This window comes from Pseudomonas sp. SM4, assembly GCF_051913165.1.
Taxonomy (GTDB): Bacteria; Pseudomonadota; Gammaproteobacteria; order Pseudomonadales; family Pseudomonadaceae; genus Aquipseudomonas.
The window spans coordinates 529,395-552,781 of sequence record NZ_JBODOE010000002.1 but is presented as its reverse complement, the minus strand read 5'-3'; the positions used below and the strand labels follow the sequence as shown (position 1 = coordinate 552,781).

Here is a 23,387-nt window from a genome sequence, read left to right as displayed (position 1 = left end):
CCGATTCTTCCGACATCAATTGAGCTGACCTTCCCGTGCTGGACGGGACGGTCACGCCCTCAGAAAAGTGGATATCCCATGAACAAAGTGATCGAAAGCCTTATCCCGATTCCTGTGGCGGCGCTCGGCGCATGGCTCGGCTATCTGACCGGATTTCCCCTCGGCGATTTGATCGGCGCGATTTGCGCGGTGACCGCGTTGAGCAAGTTCGGCGTGCCGATGCGCATGCCGTATCCGTTCGTGGCCACGGTTCAGTTGCTGCTGGGCATCAGCGTCGGCTCCATTGTCACTGGCTCGATGATCAAGGAATTGAGCGACTTCAGCATTCTGGTCGGCCTGGTCATCTGCATGACTACACAGATTTTCGTCGGCTACAACTGGCTGCGGCGCATGGAGAAATGGGGCCACATTGAAAGCCTGCTGGGCTCGATTCCCGGGGCGATGGCGGCGGTGATGACGGTGTCGGGCGAGCAGGGGCCGGCGTCCGGGCGCATCGCGTTCGTACACATTGTGCGCTTGCTCGCGCTGCTGGCCGTGGTGACGATTATCGCCGGCGGCCACGCCGACAGCGTCACCCCGGTGCTGGGCACCCTGGACAACTACCTGGGCGTGATCCCGCCCGCGATTGCCGCCGTGGCGCTCGGTTATCTGCTGGAACGTTTCGATGTGCCGGCGCCGTACATGCTGACTGGGCTGCTTTGCACGGCCGGGGTCAATGTCGCGTTTCCGCAGGCCAATCTGCACGTGCCGGATCCTTTCGCCATCGTCGCGCTGATCCTGCTCGGTGGCTTGATCGGCATTCGCCTCAAGGACATCACCTTCAAGGATGTCGTGCGTTACATCCGCGCCGGCCTGGTGGTCACCGCGCTGACGTTCTGCACGACGCTGCTGGTGGCGTTCGTCTTCAGCAAATTGACCGGTAAACCGTTCCTCACGCTGTTCATGTCGTGGGTGCCGGGTGGCGTCGAAGTGATGACCGCCGCCGCGCTGCTGCTCAAGCTCGACCCGGCCTTCGTCATGCTCAACCACGTGGTGCGGATGTCGATCATCCACATTTCCCCGGTGTTTTTGCCCAAGCGCCTGTTGCAGGAACAACCTCAGCCCGAGCAATAACGGCTGCCTACCTTCGAATGACAAGGATTTGATCTCGATGACTGCTATTGCAATTCATGACCCTACGCTGCGCGACGGAAATCACGCGGTGTCCCATTCGCTGAGCCTTGAAGACATCGCCACCTACTGCCGCGCCGTCGATGGCTGTGGGCTGAATGTGGTGGAAGTCGGCCACGGCAACGGCCTGGGCGCATCTTCGCTGCAACTGGGGTTGGCACGTTACAAAGACACGGAAATGCTCGAAACCGCGCGGGCCAACCTGACGCAGTCGAAACTGGGCATTCACATGATCCCCGGCTTTGCGCGCTTGAGCGACATCGACACGGCCCTGAGCATCGGCGTCGAGGTGCTGCGCATCGCCTCGCATTGCACTGAAGCCAGCGTGACCGAAAGCTACATCGAACATGCGCGAGCCAAAGGCGCGTTCGTCCACGGTGTGCTGATGATGACCCACATGGTCAGTGCCGAGCGCTTGCTCGAAGAAGCCTTGAAGCAACAAGGCTACGGCGCCAACGCGCTGGTGCTGATGGATTCGGCCGGGCACTTCGACCCGGACAGCACCCGCGAAAAAATCGGCCTGCTGGCCCGTGAGTTGTCGATTCCGGTGGGCTTTCATGGCCACAACAACCTTGGCCTGGCAGTGGCCAACTCGCTGGCGGCGGCCCAGGCCGGGGCGACCATCATTGACGGTTGCATGCGCGGCTTCGGTGCCGGCGCCGGCAACACGCAGCTGGAAGTACTGTGCGCCGTCCTCGAACGCTATCAGTTCGACACCGGCGTCGACGTCTTCGGGCTGTGCCGTGCCGTCGACAGCCTGGAAGAATTCACCCCGGTCAGGACACCGACAGTGGTCAAGACCGCCAACCTGATCAGCGGCCTCTACGGGGTGTGCAGCGGCTTCGAAAAGCACGTCGCCCGGGCGGCGGCCGAGTTCCACGTCGAGCCGCGCAGAATCTACGAAGAGTTGGCCCGTTGCAACGCTGTGGCCGGTCAGGAAGACCTGATCATTTCGGTCGCCAGCCGCCTCTCTCAACCCGCCGTCGCCTGACTCTGGAGCCCCACATGACTTTGAAAACCGCGATTATCGGCAGCGGCAATATCGGCTGCGACATCCTCTGTAAAGTACTCGCTCACCCGGATCTCGATTGCACGCTGGTGGCCGGACGCTCGCCGCAATCGGCCGGCCTCGCGTTCGCCCGTGAGCGCGGCGTCGCCACCACCGCTGACGGCATCGAAGGCCTGTTCGCGCGCATCAATGACTTCGACGTGGTGTTCGATGCCACGTCGGCGACCGACCATGAAATCCATGCGCCGCGCCTGATCGACGCCGGCAAGGCGATCATCAACCTGACCCCGGCCTCGCTCGGCAGCCTGTGTGTGCCGTCGCTCAACGGCCTGGCGCTGACCGAGGCGACCAACGTCAACATGATTACGTGTGGCGGCCAGGCATCGATCCCGCTCGCCGCCGCCATCGCGCGGGCCAATCCGGGTTTGCACTACCTCGAAGTGGTGTCGTCGATCAGCGCTGAAAGCGCAGGTCCTGCGACGCGCCGCAACCTCAGCAACTACATCACCACCACCGAAAATGCGCTGAAGCACTTCACCGGCTGCGGCGACGTCAAGGCGATCCTCAACATCAACCCGGCCAAACCGAATGTGTACATGCAGACCGCGGTGTCGGCGCTGATCGAAAACATTGATATGGCGGCGACACGCCGCGAAGTCGAGCGCGCGGTAAGTCAGGTGCAGTCTGCGGTGCCGGGTTATGAAGTGATCGTCGATCTGCATTACAGCGAGGGTCGACTGTTCACCATGGTGCGCGTCGAAGGCGCGGGGGATTTCCTCGATCCAAGCGCCGGCAACCTCGACATCATCACCGCCACGGCGACGCACATGGCCGCCCTCATGGCGCGCGGTCGCGTCGCCGAACGCGCTGCCTGACCTCGGCTCACGGAGAGACTTGTATGCCTGCTCTTTCGCCCAATCTTGAATTTGCGCGGTTCTGCCCGATCCTCGGTGTTGCGCAAAAAGTCAGGGAAACCGAACACCCGGTCATCGACCTGGGTGTCGGCGTGCCAGGCTTTTTGCCGGCGCCGCACATCATCGAAGCGGCGGTCAAAGCCGCCTGCGAGCATTCCGGCGGCTATGGCGCCAGCCAGGGTGACGACGCGCTGCTCGCGGCCTATCTGGGTTACCTGCACGCGCAGGGTTTTACCCATTACGCCAAGCAGAATCTGGTGGCTGGTCTTGGCGCCAAGCACCTGTTGTTCAGCGTCTTGCGCGCGATCATTTGCCCGGGCGACGAGATCCTTGTCTCGACGCCGTGCTGGCCGACCTATTTCGACATTGCCGACCTGGTCGGGGCGGGCGTGGTCAACGTCGTCTGCACCGCCGAAACCGGCTACAAGATGACTGCGCAGGCGCTGGAAAAGGCGCTGACCCACAACGTGCGCGTGGTCATGCTCAACTCGCCGGGCAACCCGACCGGTGCAGTGTATTCGACGCAGGAGCTGGCGCAATTGGCCGAGGTCTTGCGCAAGAACGACGTGTGGATCATCTCCGACGATGTCTATCAGCGCTTCGTCTACGACATGGACAGTTGCCCAAACCTGCTGTCTGTCGCACCGGACCTGAGCGCGCGCATCATCAAGATCGACAGCGTCTCCAAGCTCTATGGCATGCCGGGCTGGCGGGTCGGATTGCTGGCGGCCGATGCGCGCATTGCCACGGCGGTGACCACGCTCAACTCCAATTCGATCTCGAACATCCCGCCGATTCCCGCTGCTGCCGCAGCTGCGGCGTTCAATGGCGATCAGGGATTTTCTTTTGCGGCCCGAGATCGTTTGGCCGCGCAGCGCCAAGCGTTGCTCAACGAACTGGAAGACGCGCCCCATCTGCGGTTTTGCCCGCCTGAGGGAGCGTTCTATCTGTTCATGGACATCCGCCAAGCGCTGGGCAAATCGTTGCGCGGTCAATTGATCGCAGACGACGAGGCGTTCTGCTCGGTGCTGCTTGAGGCGTACGGCGTGGCGCTGATTCCGGGGAGTTTTTTCGGCGCGCCGGGCCATGCGCGATTGTCCTATTCGGGCGATCCGGAGCAGGTCCAGGCCGGCGCCGTGCGTTTGAAAGCGTTCCTCAGCGCCCTCGAGTGACAGTGTGCGGGCAGGGCGGCTGAAGCCAACGTTGGAAGCGGTTCACTATAAGGAAATACCTTGATGAAAAGTGCCTTTGCAATCGTCGGCTGCGGCGCGACGGCTGTCGCATTCCTGCAACGCCATCTCGATCGCGTCGCTGCCGGCAGCGCGCCGGCCGGGGTGATTTACCTGTTCGAAAAACGCCAGGACTTTGGCCCGGGCGCTGCTTATGAAGCCGACCTGCAGAGCAATATTCTCAACACCAAAACCGCTTTCATCACGCCTTTTCCCGACCAGTCGGGGCATTTTCAACGCTGGCTGGAAGAACACCCGAGCGCCTGGCGCAGCGCGTTCCCCGCGTTTCAACCGGCGGCGGAAAGCTTTGCGCCGCGCGCATTGTTTGGCGTTTACCTGCAACATCAGATCAGGAAAATCGTCCTGCGTGGCGCGTCACTCGGCTGCCAGATCGTGTTGATGCACGCGGAAGTCTGCGCCATCGATCCGATCGACGGCACCGAGACCGTGCGCACGCGCTGCGGGGTGAGTATTGCCACGCAAAAGGTCTTGTTGTTCTGTGGCCCGCTGGGCAAGAAAATCGATCCGGCTCGGCACGATGCACGCGTCTTGCCGACGCCCTATCCGGTATCGCGCCTGCTCAGGGTCATTGACCCGGACGAGCGCGTGGCGGTGATCGGTGCGCGCTTGAGCGCCATCGACACGGTGATTGCCTTGATCGAAGGTGGGCACCGTGGGCCGATTCGCATGCATTCGCGCAGCGGCTATTTTCCGGTGGTGCGCGGCACCCAGGAGCGCGTCGAACTCAAGTACCTGACACGCGAGGGCGTGCGTGCGCTGGTTGCGCAAAACGGGCCGCTGCAGATCAGTGATCTGGTTGCGCTGTTTCGCAAGGAACTGGCCGCGCATGACCCGGCTTCGACCACGGCGGTGATCCCGATGCCGGCGCCGCCGACGGACGTGCTGCGCTTTATCGAGGACGAACTCAACGTCTCCCGGGCGCCGCGCATCTGGCAGGCGATTCTCTATGCCACCAACGGCTTTATCGAACACGTGTGGCAAGCGCTGGACGACGGCGCACAGGCGCGGTTCATGAGCGAATATTTCAGCTTCTTCATGGCCTATCGCGTGTCGATCCCAAGCGAAAATGCGCGCAAGATTCTTAGCTACCTGCGCAGCGGCCAGCTCGAATTCGTCGCCGGCGCGTTTGCTTCAGCGCCGGCAGATGCGCAAGGCCTGACATTGCAGGGCGCAGGCTGGGCGCACGTTTACGATCGGCTGATCCACGCCACAGGTTTTCCGCGCGACGCGCAATTGCTCGACTCGGCGTTGCTCGCTGCGCTGATCAAGAACGGCACGGCCACGGCGCATGCCATGGGCGGCATCTGCGTCGACCCCGACAGCTATCGCCTTGAGGGCCGGGCCGCAGGCACGCGGCAGATCTATGCGGTGGGCGAACTCACGGTCGGGCAGTTCTTCTTCACCTCGGCACTGGAAATCAACGGCCGCCACGCCTTTCGCTGTGCCGACGCGATGCAGTGGCAAGGGCAGTCCCAGCGACTGGAGCGCCTGGAAGAGCACGTTTGAAAAAAGCCTGACTGCAAGGCACCACGGCGCCACCCGTCGACTGCGCTGAACGTCGCGAACGTACCTCTCTCTACCGAATGAGCCTTCAGGAGAGAGTCCCTATGTTCGATCAGCAAAAAAAACAATCACTGGCGGCATGGCGCAAACTGGCAACCCAATCGCAGATGCGCCTGGACCCGGAAGAACAATACGACGAGTTGCTCAAAGCCGCCGACGAAATGGAAGAGCAGGGGCTGATCACCAGCGCCGAGTGGCGCCAGTTGGTTCGCGATGCCGGCAGCGTCTTCACCGGTACGCAATAGCGCTGGGCGCGGCAATAAAAAAGGCTCGGCCAATGGCCGAGCCTCGTAGGGGTGAGGTTTACGCCGCCATGTTGCCCGCCGCCATGTCTTTCTTGCAGCTGGCTTTCATGGCTTCCATTTGAGCGCCCAGCTCATCGAGTTTGGCTTTGCCCAAGAGTTTTTTCGCTTGCGGGAACATCTCGGTTTCTTCCTCTTCAATGTGATGTTCCAGCAACTCCTTGACGACCTTGACCCGTCCCGCAAACTCAGGGGAACCCGGATCGGTGATTTTCAGATCCGGCAGCACCAGCGAGTCGACGGTGCGATGCTCTTCCTTCGCTTCGAAGTACATGATGTCCTGTTCCTTGGTGCCGGCAGCTTTGAAGGCGGGGTAGAGAATTTCTTCTTCGAGGCGCGTGTGAATTGAAATCTCCATCTCCAGTTTGCCCAACAGCTCCATGCGTTTTTTCAGGGCCCGCTCAGTCGATTCGCTGAGCTGAGTGAGGAGCGCTTTGACTTTTTCATGATCGGCTTTGAGCAGGTCGATGGCATTCATGGGGTATTCCTCTGCTGTCATGGCATAAACACGGGCGGTCGTTTTCGACACGCTAACGCTGTAAACCTGCGCATTTGCCGTGCCAACCCTGGCTGCTCGTTGCAGGTGTCTAGGTCGGTAGTGCCGTGCGCACGGGGCCATTGGCCGTCATGCAGCCTGCATGAAAGGGGGCCGGAGGAGGTTGCAAATAACCGTGGCGAAGGTGGCCGAAAGCGTTTTTGCGGGCAGCGGCCATTCAGGTCACGCGACCTTTTCGGCTGGTGGCCGAGCCCGCCGAATGCGAGTCTCTGGAGGCATTTAGCAGATCGGCAAAAGCGGCCTTGTCGATCGGCCGGCTCATGAAGTAACCCTGCACTTCGTTGCACTGATCCTTGCCGAGAATCGCCAGTTGTTCTTCGGTCTCGACGCCTTCAGCGGTGACGGTCAGGCCCATGGCTTTGCCCAATCCGATGATCGCTTGCACCACCGCGCGGTCGTTGGTGCCGCTGCTGATCGAGGCGATGAAACGCTTGTCGATCTTGATCCCGTCGAACGGATAGGCACGCAGGTAGCCGAGGGATGAATAACCAGTGCCGAAGTCATCCATGTTCAGGCGCACGCCCAGTTCCTTGAGGGCATTCATGGTGGTCAGCGCGCCGTCGGTGTCGTTGAGCATCACGTTCTCGGTGATCTCCAGTTCCAGCCGACTGGCCGGGAAGCGTGTCTGGATCAGCACTTCGCGGACTTCCTCGACCACGTCGCTGGCGGCAAACTGCGCGGGGGACAGGTTGACCGACAGCAGAATGTCTTCCGGCCACGCCAGCGCAGTTTCGCAGGCTTCGCGCAAGACCCAGCGGCCCAGCGGAACAATCAGGTCGGTCTGCTCCGCCAGCGGAATGAACAGGTCCGGGCCGAGCAGGCCCTTGCTCGGATGCTGCCAGCGCACCAGCGCTTCGACCGAGACAATCTGCTTGCCATCGACCTTGTAGCGCGGTTGATAGTGGAGGACGAATTCGTCGTGCTGCAGCGCATGGCGCAAGTCATCCTCCATTTGCCGGCGCGTCTGGATCTGGTCGCTCATGTGCGCTTCGAAATAGCACCAGGTGTTTTTGCCTTCGGACTTGGCCTGGTACAGCGCGATGTCGGCGTAGCGGATCAGTTCACTGGGCACGTAACCGTGGCGACGGCTGAGGGCGATGCCGATGCTGGCGCCGACGTACAGCGGGTGATGCTCGAAGACGATCGGCTGGTGCAGGCTGCCGATCAGGCGCGTGCAGAATTTGTCGATCTCGTGGCGGCTGTCCATGCCGTTGAGCACCACGACAAACTCATCGCCGCCGAGCCGGGCGACGATGTCATGTTCGCGGGTGCATTCGCGCAGGCGCGCGGCGACTTCCTGCAACACCGCGTCGCCGGCCGGATGGCCGAGTGAATCGTTGATCGGTTTGAAATTGTCCAGATCGATCATCAACAGCGCCAGCGCCGGCGCGTGCTCTTTGAGCAGCAGGGCGTCATCCAGATAGCGCGCGAGCTTGTTGCGGTTGGGCAGGCCGGTCAGCGCGTCGTGCATCGACAGGTGCTGAATTTGCGCGTGGGCGGCGACTTCGTCGGTGATGTCGCTGGCCGTGCCGCGATAGCCTGTCACGCTGTGTTTATCGTAGATCGGACGGGCGGACAGACGACAATGCCGTGGCTGGCCGGAGTCATCGCGGTAGGTGCAGCGCAAGTCGCTGGCATTGCTTTCTTCGGCGAGTTTGCGCAGCCACAACTCCAGCGGCGTGGTGTCGCAGAACAGCAGTTGGCCGATGTCTTGCCCCAGCCACAGGGGTTGCGGGTAACCGGTGACCTCGCTGAAACGTGCCGACAAATAAGTCAGCGAGAGGTCGCGGTCGACTTCCCAGATCCAGTCCGAGGCGGCTTCGGCCACTGCGCGAAAGCGCTCTTCACTGGCCTCAAGCCCACGGTTGGCGGTTTCCAGTGCTTGATTCGAGGCCTGCATCACCTGAAAGCTCTGGTCGACGTATTGCGAGGAGCGCAGGGCATGGCGCAGGAAGTACGCGGTCAGCAGCATCAGCACGAGCATCGTCGCGCCCAGAGTTGGCAACAACGACCACAACAGGTTTTGCCCCGGCCGCTCCAGGTCGGCGATCAGGCTGTATCCGGTGCTGTCCAGCGCCACCCTGGGACGGTCGGGAGCGAGGGTTTCATCCGGGGCCAGGGTCAGGTTTTTGAGGCCATAACCGCTGCCGATCAGGCGCAGTTTGGTCGGCGTCAGTTTGTCGATGAACACCAGCACCGAGGTTTGCCTAGGGTCGCCCAGCGGCCGTTCATCATTAGGAATGATCGCGGCGGCCGAGACCAGCGCCGGCCAGCCCTCGAACAGTGAGTAGCGGCTGACGGGCTGGCTCAGGTCACTTTGCCCCTGAACCTGATCCACCAGTTCGGCGGTGGGCAGTTGCAGGAACGTGGACAGGTCGGCATCGACCAGTTGCCCGCGCACCACGGCGTATTTGCTGCGCTCGCGATCCTGCACGAATACGCCGTCGTAGCCGTCGGTAGTGAACAGGGTTTTGCCGATGTTCTGTTCGGTGTAGGCCCAATTTGTGTCGACCTCACCGCTCAAGTGCTCGTAGGCCGTGGTCCAGTAGGCGTAGCTGGTGATGTAGTTTTTTGACGCGGTGATGCGGTTTTCCAGGGCGCGGGCCGAGTAAAACCGGGTTTTGTCGATGTCCTCACGGTCGAGGCGGTTGGTAATACCCAGCAGCACGAAGGTCGCTGCCACCACCCCCGTAACGAACAGCGCGCCAACAGCGATGACCAGACGCCGGGTGACGACGCTTTGCCGGGGTGGAAGAGGCGCCGCATAGCTGGAAATGTCCATGTGCTCATCCTTGATCCGCTGTCTGTTGAATCTAGAACCCTGGCGCGCACGCAATGTTCAGATTCTTCTATGCGACTCCCTGAAAAGCGTAGTGAACCCGCTGCAATTTGCCCGTTAAAGGCCGGGTTGCCGATCAGCGGTGAATCCCGAAAGCACAAGACTTCCCGCTGAAAAACCGGATAATGCCGCCATTCGTTTAGCCGTATTCTGGTAATCCCGCATGGAAATCAAGGTCAACTTTCTCGACAACCTTCGACTTGAAGCCAAGTTCGACGACTTCACGGTGATCGCCGATCAGCCCATTCGCTACAAGGGCGATGGCTCGGCACCGGGGCCGTTCGACTACTTCCTGGCGTCGTCGGCCTTGTGCGCGGCCTACTTCGTGAAGTTGTACTGCGACACCCGCAATATTCCGACAGAGAACATTCGTCTGTCGCAGAACAACATCGTCGACCCGGAGAACCGCTACAACCAGATCTTCAAGATCCAGGTCGAGTTGCCGGCAGACATCTCCGACAAGGATCGCCAAGGCATCCTGCGCTCCATCGACCGTTGCACGGTGAAGAAGGTGGTGCAGACCGGCCCCGAGTTCATCATCGAAGAAGTCGACAACCTCGACGCCGATGCGCAGGCCTTGTTGATGCCAGCTTCAAGTTCCGACGCGGGCACTTACATTGCCGGCAAGGACCTGCCGCTGGAGCAGACCATCGCCAACATGTCGGGCATCCTTGCCGACCTCGGGATGAAGATCGAAATCGCTTCGTGGCGCAACATCGTGCCCAACGTCTGGTCGCTGCACATTCGCGATGCGCATTCGCCGATGTGCTTCACCAACGGCAAGGGTGCAACCAAAGAAGGCGCACTGGCTTCGGCATTGGGCGAATTCATCGAGCGCCTGAACTGCAACTTCTTCTATAACGATCAGTTCTGGGGCGAAGAGATCGGCAACGCCGAGTTCGTCCACTATCCGGACGAACAATGGTTCAAACCGGGGCCGAAAGACGAGTTGCCGAGCGAAATCCTCGATGAATACACCCTGAAGATTTACAACCGCGACGGCGAGCTGCGTGGCTCGAACCTGTTCGACACCAACTCCGGCAACACCCAGCGCGGCATCTGCTCGCTGCCGTTTGTGCGCCAGTCGGACAATGAAGTGGTGTATTTCCCGTCCAACCTGATCGAAAACCTCTACCTCAGTAACGGCATGAGCGCCGGCAACACGCTCGCCGAAGCGCAGGTGCAGTGCCTCTCGGAAATCTTCGAACGCGCGGTCAAACGCGAAATCCTCGAAGGCGAAATGGCCCTGCCGGACGTGCCGCAGGAAGTCCTGGAAAAATACCCGAGCATCCTCGCCGGCATCAAAGGCCTGGAAGAGCAGGGCTTCCCGGTGCTGGTCAAGGACGCCTCGCTGGGCGGTGAATTCCCGGTGATGTGCGTGACCCTGATGAACCCGCGCACCGGCGGCGTATTTGCCTCGTTCGGCGCGCACCCGAGCCTGGAAGTGGCGCTGGAACGCAGCCTCACTGAATTGCTCCAGGGCCGCAGTTTCGAAGGCCTGAATGACTTGCCGCAGCCGACGTTCTCGGGTCAGGCCGTCACCGAGCCGAACAACTTTGTCGAGCACTTCATCGATTCCAGCGGTGTGGTGTCGTGGCGTTTCTTCAGCGACAAGCCTGATTTCGAATTCGTCGAGTGGGACTTCTCGGGCCAGGGTGAAAACTCCAATGCCGAAGAAGCCGCGACGCTGTTCGCCATCCTCGAAGACATGGGCAAAGAAGTCTACATGGCGGTCTACGAGCACATCGGTGCCAAGGCCTGCCGGATTCTGGTGCCGGATTACTCGGAGATCTACCCGGTCGAAGACCTGATCTGGGACAACACCAACAAAGCCCTGCAATTCCGTGCCGACATCCTCAACCTGCACAACCTCAGCAAGGTCGGCCTGCGCAACCTCGCCCAAGGCCTGGAAAACAGCGAGCTGGACGATTACACCGAAATCACCACGCTGATCGGCGTCGAGTTCGACGACAACACGCCGTGGGGCAAGCTGACCATTCTGGAACTGCGCCTGCTGATCTGCCTCGCACTGCAGAAGTACGATCAGGCCAAGGATCTGGTCGAAGCGTTCCTGCAATACAACGACAACACCGTCGAGCGCGGCTTGTTCTATCAAGCGGTGAACGTGGTGCTGGAGATGGAACTGGACGAGGATCTGCAACTGGAAGACTACGAAGCCAACTTCCGCCGCATGTTCGGCAACGAGCGCATGGACGCGGCGATCGGTTCGGTCAACGGCAGCGTGCGCTTCTACGGCCTGACCCCGACGAGCATGAAACTGGAAGGCCTCGACCGGCATTTGCGCTTGATCGAGAGCTACCAGAAACTGCACACGGCGCGGGCGAATGTGACGGCTTTGTCGCGTTAAATGCTCTGTAAAAAAAGCACCTTCGGGTGCTTTTTTTATGCCTGATTTTTGCCGTGACACATCATGTCGGACTTGCGGAACCTCTGTGGAAACTAGCCCTGCTAGCGATGAAGGCTCTGCGATGTATCAGTCGAACCCACAATCCGGCAGCACCAAATCAACCTTTGCTTCGTCCAATTGGAGGCCAAGTGCTAGCATCTGTGCCAAGCGCCTAAGGTGATGGGCAATGATTCAAATCAAGGAGAACTGCAGATGGCGGAAAAGATAGTGAAGTCCAAACTGGTCAACTTTCTTGTGGCTGACGTTGAAGTGAATCACGACGAGATCGGCGAGTTTTACGATGACGTTGGTGCGGGCAATGTCGGCGTTCTGGCGCATGTCATGGAAGCTTTCCAGCACGCATATGGCGGTTTGTGGGTTGGCGGGACGATGGTCCTGACCCGGACGGCCATTCACCTCAACGCCAATGCCATGAACCGCCTGGTTCAGGACGGTACGCTGGATATCGAGATTCCGATCGGCATGATCCGCAAGGTCAGCAATGAAGGCGGCTTCTTCACCAAGATCATCCGTCTGGACACCGATGCCGGCAGCGTCAAGTTTCGCTGCTATGGCGCCAAAGAGGTGGTCGCGCTGATCGAAAAGATGATCGTGCCGCGGGTGTCGATTGCCGTGCTAAAGCGGGCGCTGTAGGGCGCTCTGGCCTTACGACGAACGATCACCTGCTGTCTGGAGCAGTCGGGCAAGTTCACTGCGCAACCGGCCATGCTCTTTTTCATCGTAAGGCAATGCGTTCTTCCAGTCATAGAACCAGGCTGGCATCTTGCGTTTGTCGTCTGGCTCGTGGGCGTAGCGGGGAAACAGGTGGCAATGCAGTTCGGGCTCGGAATTGCCAAGTATTTCGTAGTTCATGCGCTGGGCGCCGGTGGCCTGCAAGACGGCATCTCCAATACGCACCATGTCGAGCAGGTAAACCGCGCGGGCTTCTGCATCCAGATCGTTCAGACTCGGGACGACGGGATCGGGCAGCAACAGGCAGTAACCGGTTAGAAACTGCACATCGCCCATGACAGCCCAACCCGAGGGCATGCGGCAGATGACCTTGTCGTTGGTGCCGTTGCGGGCCATTTCGACGCGTTGTGAGATAAGTGACATTCAAAGTCCTTGATGAGGTTGTCGAGCGTTGGAATCCGGATCACGCCACGCAGTTTGGCCGGGCGGCTGCAGCGGTCCAAATTCTGCGTGCGGCAAAACGTTACTTTTTGTTTGTTGACTGAGAGCGACGATGACTTGCAAACAACTCGATGACATCCTCCGCGATCATCTCACAGTGATTTTCTGTGGCATCAATCCCGGCCTGATCGCCGCCGCGCAAGGCCACCACTTCGCCGGGCGCGGTAATCGTTTTTGGCGCACGCTGCATTTGGCCGGTTTCACATCTGAGGAAATCAAACCCGAGCATGACCGGACGATTCTTCAATACGATTGCGGACTAACGGCAGTGGTAGAGCGCCCGACGGCGCGGGCGGATCAGCTCTCCCGTGCGGAGTTTGCCGCGGCGGCCCAAGCCTTCGAGCGGAAGATAGAAACCTGCGCGCCGCGTTTTGTCGCGTTCCTCGGCAAAGCAGCGTTTGCCGCATTGTCCGGTCAGCGTGAGGTGCAATGGGGCTTGCAGGCCACCACGTTCGGTGGCGCGACAGTGTGGGTGCTGCCCAACCCGAGCGGGCGCAATCTGGCCTTTTCGCTTGAGCAGTTGGTGGCCGCTTACACTGCGCTGCGTGTCGTTACCAATACTTAGCGACCATGTGCAGCATCGGCCAGTTGCGCGGTGTCGACCCGCACAAACACCGAATCGCCCACCGCCGTCAGCACATCACCGGCAAACACCTCGCAAATCACCCGGGTCTTGCGCCCGACGTCGCCTTCGACTTTCGCCCGCAAGGTCAGGGTGACGCCCATGGGCGTCGGTTTTATGAATTTGATGCCGAGGTTACCGGTCACGCAGTCGATGCGCGGCAGGCTGCCGGGTTCGCGCTGTTCGGCGCGGTAGTGGTAGGCCATCGCCGTCCAGTTGGAGTGGCAATCGACCAGCATCGCGATCAGCCCGCCGTAGACCAGGTCGGGCCAGCCGCAGTATTTGGCGTCTGGCTCGTGCTCGGCGAGGACGTGCACGCCATCTTCATGCCAGTGGCTTTTGATGTGCAGGCCATGGGGGTTGCTGCTGCCGCAGCCGTAGCAAACGCCTTCTGGCGCGGCGCTGTCTTGCAGGGAAGTGTCGAGGCTGGACATGGTGGTGGTCATCCTTGTGTGGGGAGCCCGGTCAGGCGCAGGCGGTTGCGACCGCCGCGTTTGGACTCGTAGAGCGCGACATCGCCTTGTTCGATCAACGCCGTGAGGCTGGCGGGCGGTTGTTCGAACAGACTGGCGCCGATGCTCAACGTGACGGCTTCGGGCGTGGGGAATGTCTGTGAGGTGGTGCGCAGAAACTGTTCGCGCAGGCTGTTGCCCAGCTCGACGATGCGCTCGTTTGAGGCGCCGCCCAGCAGAATGACAAACTCGTCGCCGCCCAGGCGTGCGGTCAATGCATTGCGCGGTAGCAGCGAGCGGATCATTTCGCTCAATGCAATCAACAGACGATCGCCCGCGGTATGGCCGTATTGGTCGTTGACCAGTTTGAAGTTGTCGATGTCGATCAGCAGCAGGGCGCCGGGGCGTTCTGCGCAGACGTCGGCGAGCAGGCGCGCGGCGCGTTTCTCCAGGGCGCGGCGATTGTAGAGGGCCGTCAGCGGGTCACGTTCGGCGAGGCGTGCGATCTCTTTTTCCCGGCGGTAGCGTTCGGTGCCGGTCATCGACAGCGCGATCAACATGATCGCCATGGCACCTTCGACCAGCGAAATCTGGATGATCTCGCCGCGAAATGCCGCCAGATCGATCAGCGTGCCGGGGATGACCACCGTCAGGGCCTTGGCGACATAGAAGCTTCCGTGAATCAGCAGCACATAGCGCAGTTGCACCGCGCCCACGCTCAGCGATTTGCCATGCGGGCGCAGCAAAGTGCTTGCCTTGAGCGTTGCCAGCGCCACCAGCAGCGAGTTGGCCGCGAGCATGACTTTTGACCACAGTGGCCCGTCGGGCAATAACAACATCACCAGCCAGATGAGGAAGATCAGGTACCAGCCGCGGGACAGACGTATCTGGGTGAAGCGCGCAACGCCCAGCAGAAACAGAAAGTGCGCGGTGACCAGCAGGCCGTTGGCGAACCAGATGCCGATCAGCAAAAAGCCGCTGCTGCGCAGCAGGGCGAGGGTGGAACCGACGGTAATGGTGGCGAAACCGGCGCTCCAGAACAGCAGCGAAGGTTCGCGGATGCTCCGCCATTCGATCGCCAGGTACAGCGCGGCAGCGGCTGCGAGGGCGATGGAAAGGGTCAGCATCGTTGGCGGGTCGAGCGGCATTTCTGGGCGAGCCTGTCTGAGGGGCAGTGAGACGGGCGATTGTAAGCGTTTGCAGGGTTTTTTCGCAGAGGCCGTGTTGCCGCGCAGACCACTGGCAGCGAGGCGGGCGCGAACGGCATGCGCCGCCGCGCCGATGGCGCACTGACTGGCTCAGCGGGACACCTGCGGTTCGACCGCCGGCAAGTCTAGTCGGTCATTGCTGCGGCGTGAGCCAGGTGTCCACTACCCGACGATCCAGCTCTTCCCAGTACGCCATGCCCAACACCCGGGTGGTGTTCAGACCGCGCAGATAACCGCGTAACTGATGGGCGGTGTCGCGGATCAGTTGCGGGTCTTGGGGGGGGGTGTCCAGCAATACGTTTTCGTACTGGACCAGGTACTCCGCCACTCGCTCGCGAAAGTCGGGCAGGACGGCGTCTCGGATCAGGTCGAACGTTCTCAAAGAGGGGGCCCTCATTCATGTTTTTCTAGTTGTAGTGAGTGTGTATCAGTCTGTACGTCGCGCAACTATTGCTAGAAGTAATAGTGACCATCAATAAACGCAAGTTCTGCTTTGTTGGCAATGGGCGGAAAATCGCCTCCATCGAACACGCAGCTCAAGGAATTTGCGCGATGAACACTTTGACTCGACTGGCTCTGGTCGCCCTGCTGATGGGCGGAGCGGTTGCCGCTGCACCGGCCTACGCGGACGATGCCCGGTCGTGTCATTTGCAACCCATCGCTGGCAGCAGTGCAACCTTGCGTCATTCGCAAACGGTGGGTGTGGTGTACAGCGAGAACACCCTGGAGAACCTGCAATACCTTGAGCGTTACCACGCGATGGCCGCCAACGGTGCAAAAGATGCGCTCGACTCGCGTATCCGTGAAGCCTTCGTCGGCAGTTCCGATCCGGAACTGGCCATCGACTGGTTGATGAGTTCGCTGCAGCAACAGTTTTTGTCGGTGACCGTCTACGACAGCCTTGATGCGCTGGTCCAGGCCCACCCGGACATCGTGGTCAAGCTCGATACTTTCAACCGCTTGCTGACCCAACGCAACAGCCTGGTGGAAGCGCGATTTACTGCGCGGTTCTACGACGCTGACCTGCAATACATCGGCAAGGCCGAAGGCGCGGTGGAACAGCAGTTGCCTTCGGTCTGGGTGCACAACCAGGCCGCACCGGCGATCGCTGCACAGATCGACAAGCAGCGTGACCTGCAATTTGCCGCGTTAAAGCAATTCGATGTGTCGCTCAAGGCGCTGGTGGCGTCGAGCTGAACACTTAAAACATAAATGGCAACGGCGGCTCCGTGAGGCTGAACCGTTGCCGGTTGAACCGAACCTTTATATTCAGGATTACGCCGATGCGTCTTTTATTTGTGCCTGCCATGGCTGTTGCTTCCTTGTTGCTCGCCGGTTGTGCCTCTGCGCCGAACAACCCGACCCTGACCTTGCAGACCAGCAAGACCCCGGCGCAATACGCCGATTGTGTGGTGCCGAAGCTGCAGGGCAGCGCGCTGAATCCGACCGTCTCGCAAACCCAGCGCAGCTACCGGATTGTCGTGCCGAGCAAGATTTCCGCCGACAACGTGCTGGAAGCCTACAAGGCCGGCACTGGCGGCAAGGTGTTCCTGTATGAGCGTCACTTGCTGGCTTCGAACTACCTGCCTTCGAGTTTTGAGCGCGCCGCTCAGGACTGCATCTGATTAAACCCCGTACACATCTGTGAAAGAGCTCCTTTGGTTGGCCGCAACCAACCAATTTTTTGCCCCGCGCCTTCATTCGGTCGCGGGGTTTTTTTTGCCTTGGGATTGCGCAGTCAGGCGATGTCGATCACGACCTTGCCGACGCCGGTGCCTTGCTCGACGGCATCGTGGGCCTGGCGGGCTTCGCTGAGGCTGAAGCGCTGCGGATGCATCAATGGCTTGACCTTGCCTTCTTCGATCAGCCGCGTGGCATAACCGAGAATGTCGGCGTGGTGCTTGCGGCCTGTGCCGGTGAGCATCGGCAACAGCACGAAAATCCCCGACAGCGTCGCACTGCGCAGTGAACCGGTGGCCAGGTTGTGGGTGCCGAACGCGGCGCAACTGCTGACGTGACCATAAAGAGCAATCGCGGCAAACGAATCGTCGAGGCTCTTGCCGCCGACGGTGTCGTAGATCACGTCGAAACCTTTGCCGCCGGTGTACTGGTTCACGTAGTGCTCGACCGACTCGGTGCGATAGTCGATCGCCGTGGCGCCGTAACCTTCGACAATCGCGCGCTTGCCCGGTGACACCGTGGCGAACACTTCCGCGCCCAGCGCCTTGGCAATTTGCACGGCCATGTGGCCGACACCGCCCGCGCCGCCATGCACCAGCACTTTCTGACCGGCGTGGACGTGGGCGCGATCGACCAGACCTTCCCAGGCGGTGAGGAATACCAGCGGAATCGCTGCCGCTTCACGAAACCCGAGGTTTTTCGGCTTGCGCGAGACCAGATCGGCATCCACCGCGAGGTATTCGGTCAGCGAGCCCGGCAAGCCGCGTACGCCACCGACCATGCCGTAGACTTCATCGCCGACGGCAAAATGCGTGACGTCGCTGCCCACGGCTTCGATCACCCCGGCCATGTCCGTGCCGAGTATCGCCGGCAGCTCGGGCGTGGCGTACGGCGCGTTGCCGGAGCGGATCTTGTAGTCGATCGGGTTGACGCCACTGGCGATGACCCGCACCAACACTTCATGGGCTTGCGGCTGAGGACGGTCGATGTGCGCTTCACGGAAGACCTTGTCGGCGTAGTCATCGAGGATCAACGCACGAATAGTCGGTTGGCTCATTACCTTGCCTCGCTGTCATTTTCAGAGAAGCCGCTATGTTGGTAGCGGCTGGGCGGTTTGTCGACCCCTGAAACGGGACGCAGGCTGTAGGCAAAATCCGACGGTTGAAAGTGCTCGCGGGTGTCCATGCGTACCCCGCGCAAGGGCGCCGTTTGCACCTCTGAGGCATAGAGCGTCTGCGCGCAATAACTGATCAGCAGGGTGCGTCGACGTGCGCCGCTCAGGTTCAAACTGCCCGCATGCACCAGGTCGACATCAAAAACCAGAATGTCCCCGGCACAGCCCGATAGCTGCACACACTCGCCGGTGTCATCGATGTCCAGAGACGTTGCTTGCGGCTCGGGGCGGTGGCTGCCGGGCACAATGCGTGTCGCCCCGTTAGCGGGGCCGTAATCGTCGAGATACGCCAGGGCGTTGACCCTGTCGCCGGGGCGTTGCGCCGACAGGTCGCGATGCAGCAGTTGATGGCCGCCACCGCCGAGCGGCTCGCGACCCTCCACTTGCGCCAGAAAAAATCGCTCGCCAATCAGTTCGCCGACCACTGCCAGTAACTGCGGTAGACGGCACGTCGCCTGAATTCGCACGTCGAGGTCCAACTGTGAATGGCGCCAGTCCACCCCGCGAGGTGTCGGCCATTGGGTCGACGGTTTCACACCGGCCTCGAACACCGCACGCAACTCATTCAGCCATTGTCTCGGGATGGCCTGGCGGAGCAGGGCAAAACCCTCGCGATGCAGGTGTTGGCGGTCGGTCATGATTTCCTCTGGGCGATGGCTGCGCTACGCAACAAGGTATAGCCGCCCAAGCAAGAGACCGCCTGGCTGCTGTAACATGCAGCACCACTTTGACCACGAGCAGCGAAAATGGATTCTCACTCGATACTGGCGTTCACCCTGGTTGGCGCGATTGCCATTGCCAGCCCCGGGCCGGCAACTTTGATGGCAATCAACAACAGTCTGGCGCACGGGCAGCGCAGCACGATCTGGTCTTCGCTGGGCAATGCCAGCGGTTTGTTCTGCCTGTCGGCGGCGGCGATGCTGGGGTTGGGCGCGCTGCTGGCCAGTTCGGAGATTCTTTTCAACGCGGTGAAGATCATCGGCGCCGGCTACCTGTTTTATCTCGGGGTCAAGCAGCTGTTCAAAAAGGGCCCGATGCTGCCAGAGGGGCTCGAAGGTGAGGCGACCAAGGCCCGGCCAACGCGCGGCAAACTCTACAAGTCGGCTTTTTTGACGGCGGTGACCAACCCCAAGGCAACGATGTTTTTCACTGCATTGTTTCCGCAATTCATCGATCAGGGCGCCGCGTTGCTGCCGCAGTTCCTGATTCTGACCTCGATCTTCATGGCGTTGTCGGTGTCGTCGTTGAGTATCTATGCCGCATTGGCGTCTCGCGCCAAGGGCGTGTTGACCCGCCCGGCGCTGTCGCGTTGGGTCAGCCGGGTGGTGGGCACAACGTTCATTGGTTTCGGCGCGGCGATTCTGACCATGCGCCGGCAGACGGTGTAACCGTCAAAGCCGACTCATACCCACTTGAACTGCGCCGGGAACCGCGCGACAAAGCAGGTTCCCGATTCAGCGGTTGAGGTGACGCTCAACGTGCCGTTGTGCGCCGCCGCAATCTGCGCGGCGATATAAAGCCCCAGTCCCAATCCCTCGTTACGCTGCCCGGCTTCGGACCGGGAAAACGGTTCGAACAGCAGTGGCATTAATTGCGCTGAAATCGGTGTGCCTTGATTGGTCAGCGAAATCACGATTTCATCGTTCTCAGCGAAAGCGTTGAGGATGATCGGCGCGCTGGTCGAGCCATGGGTGGCCGCGTTGCCCAGCAGATTGGACAGCAACTGGCTGATGCGCAGCGCATCGCAATAGACGCCGCTCGGCACGTTCAGCGTGTGCGTGAACGTCGCCCGCGGGTGCGAAACCTGCACCTCTTCAAGGGTTTGCTGCAGCGTCTGTTGCAGGTCATCCACCAGTTTGCGCTGGACCGGAATCCCGTCGCCCAAGCGTCCACGGGCAAAGTCGAGGATGTTTTCGATCAATACGCCCATGCGCACCGAGCTCTTGCGGATCGCCGACAGCAGATTGAGCGAGCGTTTCTCTTCGGTCCTGGTTTCCAGCAGGTCGGCGCTCATGCGAATCGCGCTCAACGGTGTACGCAGGTCATGCCCGAGGACCGCGATGAACTGTTCGCGCAGCCGGCCCAGCTCATTGGCATTGCTCAGTTCGGCTTTTGTCGCTTCGAGATGACTTTGCGTGTCGAGGCTCATCGCAATCAGTTGGGCGAACAGGGTCAGGGTTTTCGCGATGGCCGGCTCGTCGAGGTTCGCCGGGACTGAGTCGATGGCGCACAGCGTGCCGAAAAAGTCGCCATTGGCTTTGACGATGGGAATGGAGATGTAGCTTTCCAGGCCATAGGTTTTCGGCGTGTGGTGCAGCGAAAAAACCGGGTGGGTGCTGGCATGGCCGAAGATGACCGGCTGCTGGTGTTGGCGGATTTCATGGCAGATGGTCGATTCGAGCACCAGCTCGCCACCGGGCTTGAGCCCGAAATCGATCGAGTCGTCGACCGCGCAGGCCACCCAGTTTTTCTCGGTGACCCGCGCCACCGCCGCGAAGCGCATGCCCGTGAGGTGTTTGACCATGCTCAGGATCACGGGCACCGAGTCAATGCTGCGGATGGCTTCAATGTCGGAGGAGAACGCAGGGTTGGTCATGGGCTGGCGCTTCGAGTGGGTATCGAGGCAGAGACTATCCCTTATTGCCAGCCATGACTAATGCGTCGGACTTAGAACCTGTATTTGGCCGTCAGCATGTAGCTGCGTGGATTGCCGTAGTTGTCGGTGGAACCCCAGGTGGTGTTATAGCCAATGGAGGAGTAGTAGACGCGGTCGAAGATGTTGTTCGCGTTGACCTGCAGATCCAGGTGTTTGTTGACTTCATAACCGGCCATCAAGTCGGTGACGGCGTAGCTGCCCTGTTCGAGGCGATAGGTGCTGTTGGCGACCGGAACGTCGTTGTACAGGCGGCTCTGCCAGTAGACGTTGCCACCGATACGGAATTTCTCCAGTGGGCCTTGCAGGCGATACATCGTCGACACCTTGAACAGGTGCTCGGGGATGTCGGTTTTGAAGCGCTGGTTATCGTTGTCGGGATTTTCATCCTTGATGTAATGCGCGCGGGTGAAGGTGTAGCCGGCGCCGACTTGCCAGTTTTCGGTCAGGGCACCTTGCAGTTCCATGTCCACGCCTTGGCTGCGCACCTTGCCGGAGGCCTGGTAGCAGGTCATGACCGGGCAACCGAGCTGGGTGGCAGCGAGGGCGGCGCGGTTGGTCTGGTCCATCTGGAACACGGCCAGACTGGCGTTGAGCGCGCCATTGAAGTATTCGCCCTTGATGCCGACCTCGTAGTTCTCGCCGACGATCGGGTCGAGCACTTTGCCGGAGAGGTCTTTGGAGGTCTGCGGGGTAAAGATGTCGGTGTAGCTGGCGTATACCGAATGGTGATCGTCGAGTTTGTAGATCAGACCGGAGTAGCGCGTCAGATTGCGGGTGACCTTGTAGTCGCCATCACCGGTGCGGTCATCGTAGTCGTACCAGTCCAGACGACCGCCGAGGATCAGCGTCAGCGGATCGGCGAGGCTCAGGCGCGTGGTCAGGTAGACGGCATCTTGCGTGGTCACCGTGCGGGTTTTGCTGTCGCGCACGAAGTTCGGTTTTGGCGCGCCGATGGGCCACGCGGTAGTGTACGGGTCGTACTCTTTGGAGGTCGCATCGTAGACACGGTCGCTGGCGCCGACGACCAGTTCGTGGGTGCGGCCGAAGGCTTCGAACGGGCCGCTGGCGAAGGCGTCGAACGCGGTTTGTTTGTCGGTGTTATGCGACTGATAGGCGGTGGTTTCCAGCGGGCCGTTGTAACGCGACAGGTAGGTGCCGGAGAACTCGCCATTGAGGGTCGAGGATGAGCCGGCGAGGTGCAGTTTCCAGTCGTTGTCGAAGCGGTGCTCGATTTCACCGAACACGGTGTCGATCTGCAGCTTCTTGTTTTCCCAGTCGGTGCCCGGGTAGGTGGAGCGGGGCAGGTCGAGGTGGTGGCCGTCGGCGCCGAGCGGCAGGCCGCCCCAGAAATAGTTGGTCTGTTCGTTCTGGCGTGAGAAGCCCAGGGTGGCTGTGGTGCTGTCGCTCAGGTCGGCTTCACCGATGGCGTAGAACAGGCCGTGTTCGTTTTGTTCTTTGTCGCGGAAGCTGTCCGCGCCCTGATAGGAACTCACCACCCGGCCGCGCAGCGTACCGCTTTCATTGAGCGGGCTGGAGGCGTCGATTTCGCCACGGTAATCATCCCAGCTGCCAGCCGCGCCGGTCAGGGTCACTTGCTGATCGGCCGTCGGACGCTTGCGCACCATGTTGATCGCCGCCGAAGGGTTGCCGGCGCCTGTGACGAGGCCGGTCGCACCGCGCACGATTTCGACGCGGTCGAACATTGCCAGGTTTGGCTGCACGGCCATCGAGAATGGCGAGTAAGTGCTCGGCAGGCCGTCGTACATGATGGTGTCGATGTCGAAACCGCGCGAACTGTAAGTCTGTCGCCCCGGGCCGCTGGACTGATTGAGGAACAGACCCGGTGTGGCCTTCACCACATCGTTGATGCTGGTCATACCCTGGTCGTCCATGCGCTGACGGGTGACAACGGTCACCGCCTGCGGCGTTTCGCGCATGGTCAGCGACAACTTGGTCGCCGTCTGCATCGGGCCGGTGGTGTAGGAGTCCGTGCCTTCAGTGGTGCTGCCCATCTGCGTGGCGCCGATTTCAGTGGCACCGAGTTCCAGCGTGGTGGCCGGCGCAGGGTTTGCCGGCGTGGCGGGCGACGCATCATCGGCCATGACCGGTGCGATGCTGGCCATACAAATAGCGACGGCCAAGAGGTTGGGCGAAAGGTTGGAACGACGGTGAATTGTGTGAAACGACATCAATCTGCTTCCCCAGGTAATACCAAAACGAATCTGATGCATGCGCGTGTAAGAAGTATTCGCATTAGCATGTCAGATTGATTCGCCCGAAGAAAGCCGTACGAGTCAGATAGTTAACGAATTTTTCACATTTGCCGAATGGCAGCCTTGCACCACCACCGATCCCCTGTAGGAGCTGCCGCAGGCTGCGATCTTTTGATCT

General features: G+C 60.6%; 22 protein-coding genes. 12 read left to right on the top strand and 10 right to left on the bottom strand.

Going from position 1 to position 23,387, the window contains the following annotated elements:
* Positions 1-78 precede the first annotated feature (78 nt).
* The 6 genes from ACQ4MY_RS05475 to ACQ4MY_RS05450 all read left to right on the top strand — a co-directional run bounded on the left by ACQ4MY_RS05475 (position 79) and on the right by ACQ4MY_RS05450 (position 6,151).
* Positions 79-1,113 (top strand): AbrB family transcriptional regulator, encoded by a 1,035-nt coding sequence (locus ACQ4MY_RS05475; protein ID WP_440094205.1) that lies wholly within the window; start codon positions 79-81, stop codon positions 1,111-1,113.
* A 37-nt stretch (positions 1,114-1,150) separates the two neighbouring features.
* A complete protein-coding gene (gene dmpG / locus ACQ4MY_RS05470; protein ID WP_440094203.1) occupies positions 1,151-2,161 on the top strand; it encodes a 4-hydroxy-2-oxovalerate aldolase in 1,011 nt (336 codons plus the stop codon).
* 14 nt (positions 2,162-2,175) lie between these two features.
* Positions 2,176-3,054, top strand: a complete 879-nt coding sequence (locus tag ACQ4MY_RS05465; protein WP_008086392.1) for an acetaldehyde dehydrogenase (acetylating) — start codon at positions 2,176-2,178, stop codon at positions 3,052-3,054.
* A 23-nt stretch (positions 3,055-3,077) separates the two neighbouring features.
* Positions 3,078-4,265, top strand: coding sequence for a pyridoxal phosphate-dependent aminotransferase (locus tag ACQ4MY_RS05460; protein WP_440094201.1), 1,188 nt, complete (start codon positions 3,078-3,080; stop codon positions 4,263-4,265).
* A gap of 63 nt (positions 4,266-4,328) precedes the next feature.
* Positions 4,329-5,849, top strand: coding sequence for an FAD/NAD(P)-binding protein (locus ACQ4MY_RS05455; RefSeq protein ID WP_440094199.1), 1,521 nt, complete (start codon positions 4,329-4,331; stop codon positions 5,847-5,849).
* Positions 5,850-5,950: 101 nt separating this feature from the next.
* Positions 5,951-6,151, top strand: a complete 201-nt coding sequence (locus ACQ4MY_RS05450; protein WP_008086386.1) for a hypothetical protein — start codon at positions 5,951-5,953, stop codon at positions 6,149-6,151.
* Between the two features lie 58 nt (positions 6,152-6,209).
* Here the strand turns inward: ACQ4MY_RS05450 and ACQ4MY_RS05445 are convergent, their stop codons facing one another.
* Positions 6,210-6,686: a hemerythrin domain-containing protein gene (locus tag ACQ4MY_RS05445; protein WP_440094196.1), complete on the bottom strand. Its 477-nt coding sequence runs from the start codon at positions 6,684-6,686 to the stop codon at positions 6,210-6,212.
* Positions 6,687-6,921: 235 nt separating this feature from the next.
* Complete coding sequence (locus tag ACQ4MY_RS05440) at positions 6,922-9,546, bottom strand: bifunctional diguanylate cyclase/phosphodiesterase (protein WP_440094195.1); 2,625 nt, start codon at positions 9,544-9,546, stop codon at positions 6,922-6,924.
* A gap of 220 nt (positions 9,547-9,766) precedes the next feature.
* On the opposite strand from ACQ4MY_RS05440, the gene ACQ4MY_RS05435 reads away from it, so the two are divergent.
* Both ACQ4MY_RS05435 and ACQ4MY_RS05430 read left to right on the top strand, forming a co-directional pair.
* On the top strand, positions 9,767-11,971 hold the full coding sequence (locus tag ACQ4MY_RS05435; RefSeq protein WP_440094192.1) for an OsmC domain/YcaO domain-containing protein: 2,205 nt from the start codon (positions 9,767-9,769) through the stop codon (positions 11,969-11,971).
* Between the two features lie 252 nt (positions 11,972-12,223).
* A complete protein-coding gene (locus ACQ4MY_RS05430) occupies positions 12,224-12,664 on the top strand; it encodes a hypothetical protein (RefSeq protein WP_440094274.1) in 441 nt (146 codons plus the stop codon).
* A gap of 12 nt (positions 12,665-12,676) precedes the next feature.
* On the opposite strand, the gene ACQ4MY_RS05425 is transcribed toward ACQ4MY_RS05430, so the two are convergent.
* Positions 12,677-13,126: an HIT family protein gene (locus ACQ4MY_RS05425; RefSeq protein ID WP_008086376.1), complete on the bottom strand. Its 450-nt coding sequence runs from the start codon at positions 13,124-13,126 to the stop codon at positions 12,677-12,679.
* 130 nt (positions 13,127-13,256) lie between these two features.
* On the opposite strand from ACQ4MY_RS05425, the gene mug reads away from it, so the two are divergent.
* Entirely contained in the window at positions 13,257-13,769 is a 513-nt protein-coding gene (gene mug / locus ACQ4MY_RS05420; RefSeq protein WP_440094190.1) for a G/U mismatch-specific DNA glycosylase, read from the top strand.
* Here the strand turns inward: mug and ACQ4MY_RS05415 are convergent.
* From ACQ4MY_RS05415 to ACQ4MY_RS05405, 3 genes are all read right to left on the bottom strand, one after another.
* Positions 13,766-14,260, bottom strand: coding sequence for a PaaI family thioesterase (locus ACQ4MY_RS05415; RefSeq protein WP_440094188.1), 495 nt, complete (start codon positions 14,258-14,260; stop codon positions 13,766-13,768). The genes mug and ACQ4MY_RS05415 overlap by 4 nt on opposite strands.
* Positions 14,261-14,268: 8 nt before the next feature.
* Entirely contained in the window at positions 14,269-15,426 is a 1,158-nt protein-coding gene (locus tag ACQ4MY_RS05410) for a GGDEF domain-containing protein (RefSeq protein WP_440094186.1), read from the bottom strand.
* Positions 15,427-15,619: 193 nt separating this feature from the next.
* Positions 15,620-15,868 (bottom strand): hypothetical protein, encoded by a 249-nt coding sequence (locus tag ACQ4MY_RS05405; RefSeq protein ID WP_440094184.1) that lies wholly within the window; start codon positions 15,866-15,868, stop codon positions 15,620-15,622.
* 170 nt (positions 15,869-16,038) lie between these two features.
* Here ACQ4MY_RS05405 and ACQ4MY_RS05400 point away from each other — a divergent pair, with 170 nt between their 5' ends.
* Positions 16,039-16,683, top strand: coding sequence for a class II glutamine amidotransferase (locus ACQ4MY_RS05400; protein ID WP_440094183.1), 645 nt, complete (start codon positions 16,039-16,041; stop codon positions 16,681-16,683).
* Positions 16,684-16,769: 86 nt separating this feature from the next.
* Complete coding sequence (locus ACQ4MY_RS05395) at positions 16,770-17,111, top strand: hypothetical protein (protein WP_008086364.1); 342 nt, start codon at positions 16,770-16,772, stop codon at positions 17,109-17,111.
* A gap of 113 nt (positions 17,112-17,224) precedes the next feature.
* Here the strand turns inward: ACQ4MY_RS05395 and ACQ4MY_RS05390 are convergent, their stop codons facing one another.
* Both ACQ4MY_RS05390 and ACQ4MY_RS05385 read right to left on the bottom strand, forming a co-directional pair.
* Positions 17,225-18,223: a zinc-dependent alcohol dehydrogenase family protein gene (locus ACQ4MY_RS05390; protein WP_440094181.1), complete on the bottom strand. Its 999-nt coding sequence runs from the start codon at positions 18,221-18,223 to the stop codon at positions 17,225-17,227.
* Positions 18,223-18,978 carry a phytanoyl-CoA dioxygenase family protein gene (locus tag ACQ4MY_RS05385; protein WP_440094179.1) on the bottom strand — a complete coding sequence of 252 codons (756 nt, stop codon included), beginning with the start codon at positions 18,976-18,978 and terminating at the stop codon, positions 18,223-18,225. Before ACQ4MY_RS05385 ends, ACQ4MY_RS05390 begins: the two co-directional genes overlap by 1 nt.
* 108 nt (positions 18,979-19,086) lie before the next feature.
* On the opposite strand from ACQ4MY_RS05385, the gene ACQ4MY_RS05380 reads away from it, so the two are divergent.
* On the top strand, positions 19,087-19,728 hold the full coding sequence (locus ACQ4MY_RS05380) for a LysE family translocator (RefSeq protein WP_008083749.1): 642 nt from the start codon (positions 19,087-19,089) through the stop codon (positions 19,726-19,728).
* Between the two features lie 14 nt (positions 19,729-19,742).
* Here the strand turns inward: ACQ4MY_RS05380 and ACQ4MY_RS05375 are convergent, their stop codons facing one another.
* Positions 19,743-20,936 (bottom strand): GAF domain-containing sensor histidine kinase, encoded by a 1,194-nt coding sequence (locus tag ACQ4MY_RS05375; RefSeq protein WP_440094178.1) that lies wholly within the window; start codon positions 20,934-20,936, stop codon positions 19,743-19,745.
* 71 nt (positions 20,937-21,007) lie between these two features.
* Positions 21,008-23,185 carry a TonB-dependent siderophore receptor gene (locus ACQ4MY_RS05370; RefSeq protein WP_440094176.1) on the bottom strand — a complete coding sequence of 726 codons (2,178 nt, stop codon included), beginning with the start codon at positions 23,183-23,185 and terminating at the stop codon, positions 21,008-21,010.
* Positions 23,186-23,387 lie beyond the last annotated feature (202 nt).